Here is a 14,428-nt window from a genome sequence, read left to right as displayed (position 1 = left end):
ACTTTGTTATTTAATACTTAATCTCGATGATAGCTTATTCACTCGAGTATTTTAACTTCAATACTGCAAATATCAGGCGATGAACTAAACTTGGATTTATCAATTCAGAGGTAGCCCAATGATCGATATTGACGATAAAGTGCTGAATGATCTGCGCGGCGGGTTTAACTTACCTGCTAAGCCTGAAATATTACAAGCCTTACAAAATGAATTATCAAAACCAGAACCTGAGTTATTTGCTGTTGCGGATATTATTGCAGCAGATGTTGGTGCATCAGCTGCGGTGTTAAAGGTGATTAATTCACCTGCGTATGGCCTTGCCCGCACTATTACAGACATTAAACAAGCTGTGATGTTTTTGGGCGTTACCTGTATTACGCAGCTCGTGACAGGATATTTGCTGAAAAACGCGTTTGAGCAGTCCAAATGCTGTATTTCACTGCAGCAATTTTGGGATAACGCTGCTGATATTTCAAAAGCTGCAATGGTTGTTGGACATCACTTAAAGTCATCATTACCGATGGAGAATTTGCAGTTGCTCGGACTGTTTCATGACGCCGGGATCCCTGCAATGGCCGTAAAATACCCTGATTACGCTGAGGTAATAAAACAGTCCATAGAGCGACCTGAGCAAACACTGATTTATTATGAGCAGCAAAAATATCCAGTGCCACATACAGTAATAGGTTACTTTCTTGCGACATCTTGGCACTTACCCAAAGAAATATGTCAGATGATTTTGCGTCACCATGACGTAAGCTATCTTGAAGAGCAAAAAAATGCGCAATATGTGCAAACCTTTGCGGCACTTAAACTGGCTGAAAATCTCTGTTTTGAAGCAAAACACTTTAGAAGCGCAGCAGATTGGTATTTATTTAAAGATAAGGTGATGATTGAGCTTAATCTGCATGAAGATGAGTATCAAAACTTAAAAGATGATGTCGACGAAGTATTTATCGGGTAGGGGATTAACCGTAGGCATTAAAAAAGGCGCACTAGGCGCCTTTTTTACTTTTTGCAGCAGGGGATTATAGGCCTGCTGCTGCACGCAGTGCGTCAGCTTTATCTGTTGCTTCCCAAGGGAACTCTTCACGACCAAAGTGGCCGTAAGCAGCAGTAGGCTGATAAATTGGACGCTCAAGGTCTAGCATAGTGATTAGACCGTAAGGGCGTAAGTCGAAGTGCGCGCGGATAAGTTCGATTAAACGCGACTCATCAAGCTTAGCTGTACCGAAAGTTTCTACGCTGATAGAGGTTGGCTCAGCAACACCGATTGCGTAAGACACTTGGATCTCACACTTGTCAGCAAGGCCAGCGGCAACAATGTTCTTCGCAACGTAACGTGCTGCGTACGCTGCAGAACGGTCAACTTTTGATGGATCTTTACCAGAGAATGCACCACCACCGTGACGTGCCATACCGCCGTATGTATCTACGATGATTTTACGACCTGTTAGACCACAGTCACCCATAGGGCCACCGATAACGAAACGGCCAGTTGGGTTGATGAAGAACTTAGTTGCTTCAGTGATAAGCTCTGCAGGTAATGTAGGCTTGATGATAGTTTCCATCACAGCTTCTACAAGGTCTGCTTGTGAAACAGAATCACAGTGCTGTGTAGATAATACAACTGCGTCGATACCTACAGCTTTACCGTTTTCGTACGCGAATGTTACCTGAGACTTAGCGTCTGGGCGTAACCAAGGTAGTGTGCCGTCTTTACGAACTTGCGCTTGGCGCTGAACTAAACGGTGTGAGTATGTGATTGGAGCAGGCATCAGTACGTCGGTTTCGTTACACGCGTAACCAAACATTAGACCTTGGTCACCAGCACCTTGCTCTTCTGGGCGAGTACGGTCAACACCTTGGTTAATATCAGGTGATTGCTTACCAATGGTATTTAGGATTGCACATGAATCAGCGTCAAAGCCCATGTCAGAATGCGTGTAACCAATTTCACGCACGGTCTTACGAGTTAATTCCTCGATATCAACCCAAGCGCTAGTCGTGATTTCACCACCAACCATAACCATACCGGTTTTAACGTAAGTTTCACACGCAACACGTGCTTTTGGATCTTGCTCAAGGATGGCATCTAGAACCGCATCAGAGATCTGATCGGCGATTTTATCTGGATGGCCCTCAGAAACAGATTCAGAAGTAAATAAATGTTTAGCCATTGTATTTATGCTCACAAATATTGCGCTTCACAAACATCAGGGACAGCGCGAAAAATTAAGGGGCGTATTCTAACCAAAAAACCTAGGCATTGACTAGTTATTTTACGCCTAGACGTCCAAAATTGTGCAAACTTTTTTATTGGTCGGAAAAAGTCTGTCTGTACCCGTTTTTTTATGGCCTTTGCCGTTGCAGTTAGCCATATAAATAAGTAAGAATGGGCTCAAACCCCGCGAAACACATTTAAAGGTAGGAGAATTCATGCCATCTCGCAAAGAACTTGCTAATGCAATTCGCGTTCTTTCCATGGACGCTGTACAAAAGGCCAAGTCTGGCCACCCAGGAGCCCCGATGGGCATGGCGGACATCGCAGAAGTACTTTGGCGCGATTTTTTAAAGCACAACCCAAGTAACCCTGAGTGGTTCGACAGAGATCGCTTTGTATTGTCAAACGGTCACGGCTCAATGTTAATTTATTCATTGTTGCATTTGTCGGGTTATGACTTATCAATTGATGACATCAAAAACTTTCGTCAGCTACATTCAAAAACACCAGGCCACCCAGAATATGGTTACGCGCCAGGTATTGAAACGACTACAGGCCCATTAGGTCAGGGTATTACTAATGCGGTAGGTATGGCGATTGCTGAAAAAGCATTGGCTGCACAGTTTAACCGTGAAGATTACGACATCGTTAACCACTATACCTATACATTCTTAGGTGATGGCTGTTTGATGGAAGGTATCTCACACGAAGCTTGTTCACTTGCGGGTACGCTTGGTCTTGGCAAACTGATTGCATTTTGGGATGACAACGGCATTTCAATCGACGGTGAAGTTGAAGGTTGGTTTAGCGACGATACACCAAAACGCTTTGAGTCTTATGGCTGGCATGTTATCGCCGGTGTTGATGGCCACGATAGCGATGCGATTAAAGCTGCAATCGAAGCGGCGCAAGCAGAGTCTGACAAGCCAACGCTTATTTGTTGTAAAACGGTTATTGGTTATGGTTCACCAAATAAATCAGGTAGCCATGATTGTCACGGTGCACCACTGGGCGAGGATGAAATCAAAGCTGCTCGTGAATTCCTTGGTTGGGAACACGGTGCATTTGAAATACCAGAAGATGTGTACGCTAAATGGGACGCAACAGCACGTGGTCAAAATCAACAAAGTGACTGGTTGATTAAGTTCACTGAATACCAAATGCATTATCCTGAGCTTGCTGCTGAATTTGAGCGTCGCATGAAAGGCGAACTTCCAGCAGATTGGTCAGAGAAAACTGAAGCGTATATTGCAGAGCTTCAAGCGAATCCTGCAAACCCTGCAACACGTAAAGCATCACAAAATGCATTGAATGCCTATGGTCCAATTCTACCTGAGTTTATGGGTGGCTCTGCTGACCTTGCGGGTTCTAACTTGACACTTTGGGATCAATCTAAAGGCTTAACGGCAGAAGATGCTGCGGGTAACTATATCTTCTACGGTGTGCGCGAGTTTGGTATGTCTGCCATCATGAATGGTATTGCATTGCACAGAGGTTTTATCCCTTACGGTGCGACATTCCTAATGTTTATGGAATACGCACGCAATGCCGTACGTATGGCTGCATTGATGAAGCAAAGAAGTATCTTTGTGTATACCCATGATTCAATCGGTCTTGGTGAAGACGGTCCAACGCACCAACCAGTAGAACAAATGGCGAACTTACGCACTACGCCAAACCTAGCGAGCTGGCGTCCATGTGACCAAGTTGAGTCAGCAGTTGCTTGGCAGCAAGCGGTTGAACGCGCTGATGGTCCATCTGCACTTGTATTTACTCGTCAAGGTCTTGCGCAGCAGCCACGTACCGCTGAGCAGGTTGCAGCAATTAAGCAAGGTGGTTATGTGCTATCTTGTGATGGTGAGCCTGAAATTATTCTTATTGCGACAGGTTCTGAAGTGCAACTTGCGGTTGAGTCTGCGGATAAGCTTCGTGCAGAAGGTAAAAAGGTACGTGTTGTGTCTATGCCTTCAACTGACATTTTTGATGCGCAATCTCCTGAATACAAAGAAAGTGTACTACCAAGCTCAGTAACGCGTCGCGTCGCTATCGAAGCGGGTATCGAGGACTTCTGGTACAAATATGTAGGCCTAAATGGTGCGATCGTTGGTATGACAACGTTTGGTGAGTCAGCGCCTGCTGATGAGCTATTCAAGCTATTTGGCTTTACGGTAGAAAATATCGTTGAAAAAGCAAACGCATTGTTTGCATAATCAAGTGAAAGAGAAAAAACCCATGCTATTATGCATGGGTTTTTTTATGCTTGAATGCTCAGATTGAGCTTTGCTGTGTTTTGCTTTTTCTTATGGTGTTGCAGCGCTGGACTTTAATAACATATCAAGAGACTGCTTTAACTGTTGAACTTGCTCCATATTTAAGCCCGCTTTTGCCATCATTTGTGCTGGGATACATGTGCATGATTGCTCCAGTGCTTTACCTGCTTCAGTTAAGTAAATGAAGGTTTGCCGTTCGTCATCAGGGTTTTTGCTGCGGGTAACTAGACCTCGTTCTGCTAATCGCTTAAGAAGCGGTGTTAAGGTGTTGCTATTGAGTTCAGCTCGCTCGCCTATTTCTTTCACGAGCAGTCCATCTTGCTCCCATAAAATCAATAACACTATATATTGCGGGTACGTGAGCCCAATCTCTTTGAGTAACGGCTGGTAGAGTCGGGTAACCTGTCTTGATGCACTATATAGCCGAAAGCAGATCTGATTATCGAGGTTGAGCTGCGGATTCGATTTACTCATTTAATAACTTTTCAATATCTTTGGCTATTTGTTCTGGTTTGGTGATTGGAGCATAGCGCTTAATCGGTTCACCCTGTTGGTTGAATAAAAACTTAGTGAAGTTCCACTTGATTTTATTACCAAATAGTCCTGGAAGTGCAGATTTTAGGTATTGATAAAGTGGGTGTGTGTTGTCGCCATTAACTTCTATCTTTTCCATCATCTGAAAATCGACACCATAGTTGATTAAACAGCCTTGTTGAATTTGTTTTGCATCACCAGGCTCTTGTTTACCAAACTGGTTGCAGGGAAAGCCGATGATAACAAGGCCTTGGTCCGCATATTTTTGATGTAATTTTTGTAGCCCTTCGTATTGTGGGGTTAATCCACACTCACTGGCCGTGTTAACAATAAGCACAGCTTTACCTTGTAAGTCGGTAAAGTGATATGTCTGACCTTGTAATGTGTTTGCTTCAAACTGATATAGCGTCGTCATTTTTAATCTCTTGTGATTTGGTCGTGTACGATTTAATTTAAACCAGGTATGACCTTTGTGCAATAGCTGTTGAGTTTATTTTGCTGCGGTACGTTGATACTTGGCGTTTAGCATCGCAAGTCGTCTGGTGATCAAAGCGTGATCTTGTTTAGGGAGATATTTTAAGTGTGTGTTGAGGTAGGTATTAGTGGAGTAAAGTGCACGGATCATGTGGTTGGCCTTTTCGATAAATGCTTGGGTTTCTTGGGTATGGCTGCAAGCGATATGGCCCTCCAGGTGAGGAAGATTATTTGCTATTGGTAATGACCCCACTTGATGGGCTTTGTCCTTAGGAAAGCTTTGCTGAAAAATAGCGGGGTAGGCTAATATAAAGTCGACCCTTCCTGCGCTGAAGTGTTCCATAATGGTTTGTGCTGACGTTTTATATGGTTTGGTGGCAACATTTTTTGGGTCAAGTAGCGCTAATGCGGAGTCAATGGTATTACCGTAAGACTTGCCGATCTCCTTGATGATGGTGGCTTGAGGATAGTAAGCCATTAAGCTTGCAAGCGACGTCAGCTTACCGGTGCTGTTCACAAGGCTGGCATCAATAGGAGTGCGTTGCTTGAAGTAATATAATCTATGGCTTGGATAGAGGTGAATGGGGATGGTAAACAAGAAGGCTTGCTGGCGGCTTGGGGTTTTTAGGCGAGACACTGCGCACACTGGGTCTTCACTTGCCAGCAATTGGTTGAGTTCGGCTGGGGTGACAATGTTAAAATCGAAGTAATCTCGGCCGAACTGGTTTAAAAGCAAGTTGTTGGTATCGGACTCTAAACTATGGGGTTGTTTGGTAAAGAGTCTTTGCTCATCGGCAGGCTCATTCGAGATCAGCAATATTTTTGCGTTGCAGCAGACACAAAACAACAGCAGCATTGGCAGTAAATATTTCATTATTGCTCCAACTAAGTAAAGCTGACTCCTGTTTACTATAGAACATTATGCTTAATTAGCATTCAAAATTGGGTGCTATATCAAGATAAGCGGTTATTTAACCTTAACTCTTTGTGCTGAGTTTTATAACCTGTCATCATTGCAATGATTTTTACCTATGGGGCAAATAAATGATGACCAAAGTGTGGGATGGATTTATCCGCGGGTTTCACTGGCTGCTCGTAGCAGGACTAGTAACCTTATATATTACCGGTGAAGAAGGCATGATGGATCTTCACTTTGTTACTGGCTATTTAGTGCTAGCACTGATGGCAACGCGATTAATTTGGGGTGTCATTGGTAGCCAAACCGCTAAATTAAGCGCTTTATTTCATTCACCTAAAGCGATTTTATCGGCCATTAAATCAAAACAAAGTCATGTAGGGCATAACCCCGCAGGCAGTTTGATGGTGCTACTATTTTTTGTGCTGATCCTTGTACAGCTCGTATCTGGCTTGATGACAACCGATGATATTTTGGTGGAAGGACCGCTTGCACAATATGTATCTTACGACTTAGTTGAATTAGCAGGTGATATACATCACACCAATATTGAGCTGTTAATCGCGGCCATTGCACTGCATATATTTGCTATTGTGGTGTATCGCCTAAAAGGTCAAAACCTAGTAAAGACGTTAGTTACTGGTAAGCAAGAAAATGCAGTCAGCACGCCTGTTATGAAATCGGGTGTTGTTGCATACCTTGTCTTTATTGCACTTTCAGCTTTATTACTCTTTACGTGGGGCGCCGAGCCATTACAAGGGTTAATGTAACTCTACTCTAAACAAAAATTAGCGAGGTTATTGTTTTCAATAACCTCGCTAATTTTTAATACCAAGTCCGGCTAGTGTAATATTTGTTAACAGATTATCGTAACAGATATGACCTCTATTTCAGAAAATTCTGGTAACATGGCGCAGTTTTATCATAGAGGTTAGAGAAAAGTAGCGATGTTAGAGCCGTATTATCAACAGCAAGCAAATGAAATCACCATTACCAGAGAACAGGGGAGCTTGTTTGCAAAAGGAGTCGCGGACGATTACAACCCATTGCACGACATCGATGCAAAGAAGTTTTGTGTACCGGGTGATCTACTTTTCTCCTTAGTGTTAAAGCACTACGGCTTAAGCGAAAATATGGAGTTTAGCTTTGTGGGCATGGTGGACGAAACGACAAAGCTCGTATTGCCAGATGGTGCTGCACAATTTGATATTACCGCAAATGATAAAGTGATGCTGTCTGTGTCGCGCACTGGCGAAACTAGCACTTGTCCAACACTCATCAATAGTTTGACGAGAAATTACGTTGAATTTTCAGGCACTACCTTTCCTCATGTGATCATCCCATTGATGGGTGAGCAAGAAGTAATGATCAATCCTGCAAGGCCAATGGTGATTTACGAATCTATGTCTATCCATATGGATGATATATCGGTATCGGAAGTAACATTGGAAGCAGCTAAGCCAGAGTTTAGCTATGAAGGCAAACGTGGCAAGATCAACCTGCGTTTTAACTTGCTGTCTAACGGCACTAAAGTCGGCTATGGTGAAAAGCACATGTTAGTTTCAGGGATCCGTGAGTATTGTCAGCAAACCGTTGATGATTTGATTGCTTATTACAACGATAGAAAAGTAGCATTAAAGCCATAATTTTGTAGTACACGCTGATTTACCGGTCAGCGTGCTGTTTATACAGCTTTCTTTTTAAACAATAATTCATCCTCTTTTCAGCTGTTCGCTATACTGTTTAGATAACATTGTAATTGAACGAAATGGTATCACTGTGCCCTATGCAGACTTGCTCAAACCAGAGTCCTCGCAACAAACATTATTAAAATGGCAAAAAACGGTCGATTTAATGGCAAAGATTTTTTCGGCGCCTGCTGCGTTTGTAGTGCAAAAAAAAGAAGATGGTTTTGCAGTGATGATTGCAAGCAACCAAGAAGAAAATCCGTATCCTGCTGGTGGTTTTATACCGCAAGAAACCAATATTTTCTGCAAGCATGTTGTTGCTAATAACCGTAATTTATATGAGCAAAATGCTAGTGCGAACTATCAATGGGACGATAACCCTGAGGTTGCCGATGATGGTTTTGAGTCATACTTGGGCGTACCTATCCACTGGCCCAATGGGAAGTCGTTTGGCACTTTGTGTGTGATGGATTTTAAGCCTACAAATTACAACGCTTCGTTGGTCGAGTTTATAGAGCACTTACGCGATATGCTAGAAGATGATTTGGTGATGATTGAGCGTTATAGCAAAATCAAAGCTATTGCAATGCAAGACCCGTTGACTGAAGTGTTGAATCGTCGCGCGACCGAAATACTCGGTGAACATAAGCGTGATATTGTCTTAAAACTTGGCGGAGCTATTTACTGTATCTTTCTTGATTTAGATGGTTTTAAACCAATAAATGACAGCTATGGTCATAAGATTGGTGATCAAGTGTTACAAAGCTTGGCTGAAGCGTTGAGGGCCACAAGCGGCGAAGATGATATTATCGGGCGCTATGGCGGTGATGAGTTCTTGGCTATTGTACAACGAGATAATGAAGAGGAAGTAAACGACTTTATTTTTCAAAGTGAGGCTAATTTCTATCAAGCGTTAAAAGAGAAAAAACTCCCCAAGTGTGGTTTTTCAGCTGGGTTTGCCAAGAGCGATAATAAGTTCGAAAGTATGGCTAGCTTATTTGCTCGAGCGGACAAACATATGTACCAGAAAAAAATGACCTAGATTGCCGACAAAATAGTGCTTTCCTTAAATTAATTCCCTTAGTCATCGTCCACTAAGCAGAGTACATGTGATCTCATGGCTCTGTTATTAATACCAATTTGTCATAATACTTGCTCAATTTGAAGCTACGAACCTGACGCTAACAGCGTTAAAAATTTCTTTTTCAGCGCAACTAAATAAGAAATTTTTGCTTTGTCTACATAGATGTAGGTACTTTGGCGATAGCAGGATGCGATAGTGGTGTTATTGACAAGATTTTCTCGCCTCAAAATAGATAATTTAATTAAGGTTTTTCAAACGCACTTTGTCGCTTTAATGACGGTCGTTTGTATAATTTAAATGGAAGAGTATGTATTCAATTCATCCTTTGTGGCAGCAATTTCCTTGTGCCGGCAAAACCGTGCAGCAAGGTACAGAGCTCGCCTCGTATTACAACTCACAGCTCAATAAGACTGTGCGCTTTAAGTTGATCTCAAAAGCGGATTTACCATTATTTTGTCAGTGGATGAACGATCCTCGAGTTGCACATTTTTGGCAGCAGGCGTGGTCAGAAGAAAAGCAGTGGCAGTATCTTAGCGAACGCTTAGCCGACAACTATAGTTTGCCGCTTATCATGTATTTTGATGAACAGCCATTTGGCTATGTTGAAGTCTATTGGGCTGAGTTAGATAAGTTAGCTGGTTATTATGAGTGGCAGCCCAAAGATAGAGGCATCCATTTATTAGTTGGCGAGCAATCATGCAGAGGTCCCGAAAATTTTCGTGCTTGGATGACCAGTTTAAGTCACCTTATTTATTTAGGGCATGAAGATACTCAGCGCATTGTACTAGAGCCTCGCCATGATAATGCAAGGTTACTCACTCGCATTGCAGAACTTGGCTATCATAGCCAGTTTGAATTTGATTTTCCTCATAAGCGTGCTGCGTTAGTGATGGCTGAGAAAGCTTCATTCTATCGAGACGTTTTTCCTCAGTTTGCTTAGGTTACTTAACGCGGCTTTTCTTTGCACCACATTGTGCTTGTGTTTGGGACAGTCGCGGCAGTAATTGCCATTTTCTCGGTTGTGTAGAAGGCAGCATTCAGGACGGATTTGATACTTGCCACTCGGATCATGCGCGACTATTTCGGCAAACTTTAGCGGATTATTTAGCGCCCCAAAGTGGGAGGATTTAGTCAATATTTGTTTATCTTCAAGCAATGTTGGATGCGCACCCACAAGCCCCATAATAATATCGAAAAAGTCATTCAAGCGATAAAAGCAATTACTCCATAGCGTCCGCTCTTTTACGCCAAAAGCTTGATGTAGCAGGTCGTGAAGCGGTGATAAGTGATTGAATAATAAATCGTGATAGCGTGTTTCTGTGTCACTGTTTACGAGTGCTTTGCCTTGATGAGGCAATAAAATGCTGAGCTGCTCAGGGTGGTAGCTCAACTCGCAAAGCTTTAGTGGCAATGGTGTTAGCAATAACGAATGGCTCACAATGATGCTTGGGAAAATATTGAAGGTGTAATACATATGCCACACGGAGGCTTGAGCCCTTGATTTCGTTACGCCTTTTTCTAGGCTAAAACGAGCTACATGGTCGATAAAATGTGGTGACTCTAATAACTCAGAAAAAGTCGCAGTAGATCGTAAAGGGTTGAGGTCAACACCTTGTGCATATGTATCATAAGGTGGCTTAAAAAAAGGCACTAAATTCGGCAGCATTGAAACGAACAGCTATAGAGGTTTATGGTTAATGACGAAGCGCAACTTCATTAATTTAATACCGTTTTTTAGTCTCAAAATGCCACATTACCTTAGTACTTATTTTGTTCGGTTGTTATCTACCAAAAATGGCGCTAGAAAAATGCAGTTAATGGTCAAATTAGATGTTTTGGCGGGGTAAAAAATACCGAACGCCGACAAATCAATAATCTTATGTAAAAAAATTTAGTTTAGTTTCGTCACTAGTCTGAGTGTCGTGGTTGCTGCCTAAAAGTGGTGTGCAACAAAAACAAATATTCGGCTTGGGAACTAGGCTCTACATGCAAGAACTAACTAAAAAAATAACCCAAATAAGTACCTCTATAAGTCTTTTACAGGAGTTCATTGCAGCGCCGTCGGTGACGCCTTGTGATGCTGGGTTGATTTTAACAATCGCTCGATATCTTGAGGAACTCGGGTTTGAAGCCTCATGGTTTGAAGAAAATGGAGTGCGTAACCTTATAGCCAAGCAGGTTTTTTCTGAAGGGCCAAGTTTTGCATTCTCTGGTCATGTTGATGTTGTCCCCGCTGAGCAGGAGCATTGGCATTCCGATCCATTTAAAGCGACTGTCGTAAACGATGTTATTTATGGCAGGGGCGTGTCCGATATGAAAGGGGGCATTGCTGCCATGCTGAGTGCCACACGAGTCTTACTGGCTTCGAAGCAAAAGCTTAAAGGCACTTTCTATTGGTTGCTGACATCCGATGAAGAGGGGGAAGCTGAATTTGGTACCAAGCGAATAGTTGAGCGACTCAGTCAAGATGGTGTAACGATTGACGCTTGCCTTGTTGGAGAGCCTACGTCGCACAATCGAGTAGGTGATGTGATCCGAAATGGTCGCCGCGGCTCAATCTCAGGTGCCATAAAAATTGAAGGGAAAGCAGGTCATGTCGCTTATCCCGAACAAACGGTCAATGCGGCGCATATCGCGGGTAAAATAGTGGCGACACTGTGCGGTTTAAAGTGGCAAAAAGACCAACCAGATGTCAAAACAACCCTTCAAGTCACGGGCGTCAATACGACGACTGATGTGGATAATATCGTACCTGAAGCGTGCCAGGTTAATTTCAATATTAGATACAGCCATGGGTATAGTAATCAAGAGATCATCGGCATTATCGAAAATCACTTAGCAAGATTTAAAGACAACCTGAGTCTAGATTGGTCAAGGGCATGTAACCCGTACTATACCAGTGCAGATATGGAAAATTCGTTCTTAAACCTAGTGGAAAACGCCATCGTGCAGTGTACTGCGAGATACCCCATAGTAAACACCGCTGGAGGCACGTCTGATGGGCGTTTTTTTGCCAATGGCCACACCCAAACGATTGAATGTGGTGTTAAAAACGACACGATACACCAAGCCAATGAGTGTTTACCCATAAATGACTTACTGGAAATCGAGCAGATTTATTTAACGGTGCTCAGTGATTTTTTTGGCGCTAAGCAACACCTTAACTTGCCCGCTGGTGAGTAAGTTGCTCGCTGTCAGGCAGACAATACCAGTTTGACTTCATACTTGCTCAATTTGAGGGAGTAAACCTGACGCGATCTGTGTTAAAAATTTATCATTTAGAACAACTAAATAGCAAAGTTTAGGCCGGACTATCGATAAGGTTTTCTTGCCTTAACATTTAGGTAAATTGGTATAAATTTAGTTTTTTTTAGACTTTCGTTAAACAACTTTATAAGTGCTTCGTCTTGTTGCTATCAGACTCAGTAATTGAATTATGAGGAAATCGTGTGCTTGGGTATTTAATTCGTCAATCAAAATGGCTGTTAGGTGCGGCTGTATTCACGAGTGCAATCTGCGGTGTGTGTGCCGTATTGTTACTCACGCAAATTAATAATGTATTGAATTCATCACAACAAGAAGCCAATCAATTTTTTGGTATTTTTGTCGCCTTGGTGGTGGCTGTGTTGTTTTTTCAGGTGGTGGCTTCAACATTGTTTGAGCGATTGAGCCAACAGGCGCACGCTGTGCTGAGAAGACATATTTCAGACAAGGTGCTGCAAGCAGATTATCGCCAACTTGAAGAAGTGGGTGGAGCCAAGGTGCAATCAGCGCTGTCTGAACACTGCTTAAAAGTTGCCGAGTTTTTCGTCCGGTTACCGGTGATCGTCGTCAACGGTATTATTGTAATAGGCTGTATGGCTTATATCGCTTGGTTATCGATGGATGTATTTGTGATGGCGCTGGTGGTCTTGGGCTTAGGTTCTATTGGTTATCACTTGGTTCATCTCAAGGCCATTGGCTATTTAAATGGTGCCGCAAAAGAGCAAGATCGCTTGTTTGGACACTTTAGTGCTTTGGTTGACGGTGCCAAAGAGCTACGCTTACATGCTGGTAAAAGAAAGCGATTTGCAGATAACGTGCTTGGAGACTCTATTGAGTCTGTACGTAAGCAACGGACGGTGGGCATGTCTGTCTTTGTTATTTCTACCGCTTGGGGAAATTTCTTAATCTACGCATTTATTGGCGCGGTTTTGTTCGCGCTGGTAGCAGACTCAGCGCAGCGCACTCAAATACTAACGGGCTTTGCGTTGGTCTTTATATACATGATTGCGCCTTTAGAGAATTTACTAAAGGCTCTGCCCGCGGCCAATATAGCGAAAGCATCAGCTGAGCGCATTGAAGCTGTCACCGCGCATTTATCCGAAGGAGCGAAAGAAAAGCACTTACCGAATGCGCCATCTTCGTTTAAGCAGCTTGAATTAAGCGGATTAACACACCAGTTTTATCATGAACCTTCTGATGATTTATTCACACTTGGGCCTATCGATTTATCGTTTAAACCGGGGGAAATTGTCTTTTTGGTTGGCGGTAATGGCAGTGGCAAAACCACGCTGGCTAAGATGTTGGTCGGATTATACAAGAGTAATACTGGTCAACTTCGCTTAGATGGCAAAACCATTAACCCAGAAGATCTAGATGAGTATAGGCAGCTTTTCACCGCAATTTTCTCTGATTTTTATTTGTTTGAAGAGTTACTGGATATCCCTTCGGCTGAATTAGATGCGGCTGCAAACTCATTGCTAGAAAAGCTCCAACTTAATCGTAAAGTGCATGTCGCCAACGGCGCATTTTCAACGCGTGCGTTATCTCAGGGGCAAAGAAAACGCTTGGCAATGGTGGTTGCCCATTTAGAGCAGCGTCCGTTTTTGGTCTTTGATGAATGGGCGGCGGATCAAGATCCTATATTTAAAGAGGTGTTTTATCGCCAGTTATTACCTGAGCTTAAAGCGCAGGGTAAAACGCTGTTGGTTATCTCTCATGACGATAAGTATTTTGACTGTGCCGATCGACTATTGCGGATGGAACACGGCCAACTTTATCAGCATGAAGAGGCCGCTGCAAAAATAGCCTGAGTGGTTAAAGTTGAGCGCAGTGCCAGTTGACACTGCCACTGCGTTCAACTTGATAACAGCCTGGCAGTTAAGCATATTCAGTCCGCAACCCCCCCTCCTATACGCGTTCAATTATCTGCACTGGTAAAAAATCAGAATATAGGCGCTTTTTTCTTTAAACAAT

13 protein-coding genes are annotated in these 14,428 nt (G+C 42.9%); 8 read left to right on the top strand and 5 right to left on the bottom strand.

Features of this window, described 5'->3' with window-relative positions; translation table 11 throughout:
• Positions 1-118: 118 nt before the first annotated feature.
• On the top strand, positions 119-964 hold the full coding sequence (locus tag CWC29_RS12755; protein ID WP_128726748.1) for an HDOD domain-containing protein: 846 nt from the start codon (positions 119-121) through the stop codon (positions 962-964).
• Positions 965-1,028: 64 nt separating this feature from the next.
• Here the strand turns inward: CWC29_RS12755 and metK are convergent, their stop codons facing one another.
• Entirely contained in the window at positions 1,029-2,180 is a 1,152-nt protein-coding gene (gene metK / locus CWC29_RS12750) for a methionine adenosyltransferase (protein WP_045962687.1), read from the bottom strand.
• A 259-nt stretch (positions 2,181-2,439) separates the two neighbouring features.
• Here metK and tkt point away from each other — a divergent pair, with 259 nt between their 5' ends.
• Positions 2,440-4,434 carry a transketolase gene (tkt, locus tag CWC29_RS12745; protein WP_128726747.1) on the top strand — a complete coding sequence of 665 codons (1,995 nt, stop codon included), beginning with the start codon at positions 2,440-2,442 and terminating at the stop codon, positions 4,432-4,434.
• Positions 4,435-4,524: 90 nt separating this feature from the next.
• Here the strand turns inward: tkt and CWC29_RS12740 are convergent, their stop codons facing one another.
• The 3 genes from CWC29_RS12740 to CWC29_RS12730 all read right to left on the bottom strand — a co-directional run bounded on the left by CWC29_RS12740 (position 4,525) and on the right by CWC29_RS12730 (position 6,376).
• A complete protein-coding gene (locus tag CWC29_RS12740) occupies positions 4,525-4,968 on the bottom strand; it encodes a MarR family winged helix-turn-helix transcriptional regulator (protein ID WP_138522166.1) in 444 nt (147 codons plus the stop codon).
• Complete coding sequence (locus CWC29_RS12735; protein WP_138522164.1) at positions 4,961-5,443, bottom strand: glutathione peroxidase; 483 nt, start codon at positions 5,441-5,443, stop codon at positions 4,961-4,963. Before CWC29_RS12735 ends, CWC29_RS12740 begins: the two co-directional genes overlap by 8 nt.
• Before the next feature lie 75 nt (positions 5,444-5,518).
• Positions 5,519-6,376 (bottom strand): transporter substrate-binding domain-containing protein, encoded by an 858-nt coding sequence (locus CWC29_RS12730; RefSeq protein WP_138522162.1) that lies wholly within the window; start codon positions 6,374-6,376, stop codon positions 5,519-5,521.
• Positions 6,377-6,549: 173 nt separating this feature from the next.
• Between CWC29_RS12730 and CWC29_RS12725 the strand changes: the two genes are divergently transcribed.
• The 4 genes from CWC29_RS12725 (at position 6,550) to CWC29_RS12710 (ending at position 10,130) form a co-directional block, all read left to right on the top strand.
• Complete coding sequence (locus CWC29_RS12725; protein WP_138522172.1) at positions 6,550-7,188, top strand: cytochrome b/b6 domain-containing protein; 639 nt, start codon at positions 6,550-6,552, stop codon at positions 7,186-7,188.
• Between the two features lie 177 nt (positions 7,189-7,365).
• Complete coding sequence (locus CWC29_RS12720; protein ID WP_128726743.1) at positions 7,366-8,064, top strand: DUF3581 family protein; 699 nt, start codon at positions 7,366-7,368, stop codon at positions 8,062-8,064.
• A gap of 133 nt (positions 8,065-8,197) precedes the next feature.
• Positions 8,198-9,148, top strand: a complete 951-nt coding sequence (locus CWC29_RS12715; protein WP_128726742.1) for a sensor domain-containing diguanylate cyclase — start codon at positions 8,198-8,200, stop codon at positions 9,146-9,148.
• 349 nt (positions 9,149-9,497) lie between these two features.
• Positions 9,498-10,130: a GNAT family N-acetyltransferase gene (locus CWC29_RS12710; protein ID WP_128726741.1), complete on the top strand. Its 633-nt coding sequence runs from the start codon at positions 9,498-9,500 to the stop codon at positions 10,128-10,130.
• On the opposite strand, the gene CWC29_RS12705 is transcribed toward CWC29_RS12710, so the two are convergent.
• Complete coding sequence (locus CWC29_RS12705; RefSeq protein WP_128726740.1) at positions 10,095-10,856, bottom strand: IucA/IucC family C-terminal-domain containing protein; 762 nt, start codon at positions 10,854-10,856, stop codon at positions 10,095-10,097. The genes CWC29_RS12710 and CWC29_RS12705 overlap by 36 nt on opposite strands.
• A 320-nt stretch (positions 10,857-11,176) precedes the next feature.
• Between CWC29_RS12705 and dapE the strand changes: the two genes are divergently transcribed.
• Positions 11,177-12,373 (top strand): succinyl-diaminopimelate desuccinylase, encoded by a 1,197-nt coding sequence (dapE, locus tag CWC29_RS12700; RefSeq protein WP_128726739.1) that lies wholly within the window; start codon positions 11,177-11,179, stop codon positions 12,371-12,373.
• A gap of 266 nt (positions 12,374-12,639) precedes the next feature.
• Complete coding sequence (locus tag CWC29_RS12695) at positions 12,640-14,265, top strand: cyclic peptide export ABC transporter (RefSeq protein WP_138524574.1); 1,626 nt, start codon at positions 12,640-12,642, stop codon at positions 14,263-14,265.
• Positions 14,266-14,428: the final 163 nt, after the last annotated feature.

The organism is Pseudoalteromonas galatheae (genome assembly GCF_005886105.2).
GTDB classification, from domain to species: domain Bacteria; phylum Pseudomonadota; class Gammaproteobacteria; order Enterobacterales; family Alteromonadaceae; genus Pseudoalteromonas; species Pseudoalteromonas galatheae.
The sequence above is the reverse complement of the archived record's forward strand: the minus strand, read 5'-3'. Positions and strand labels throughout refer to the sequence as shown.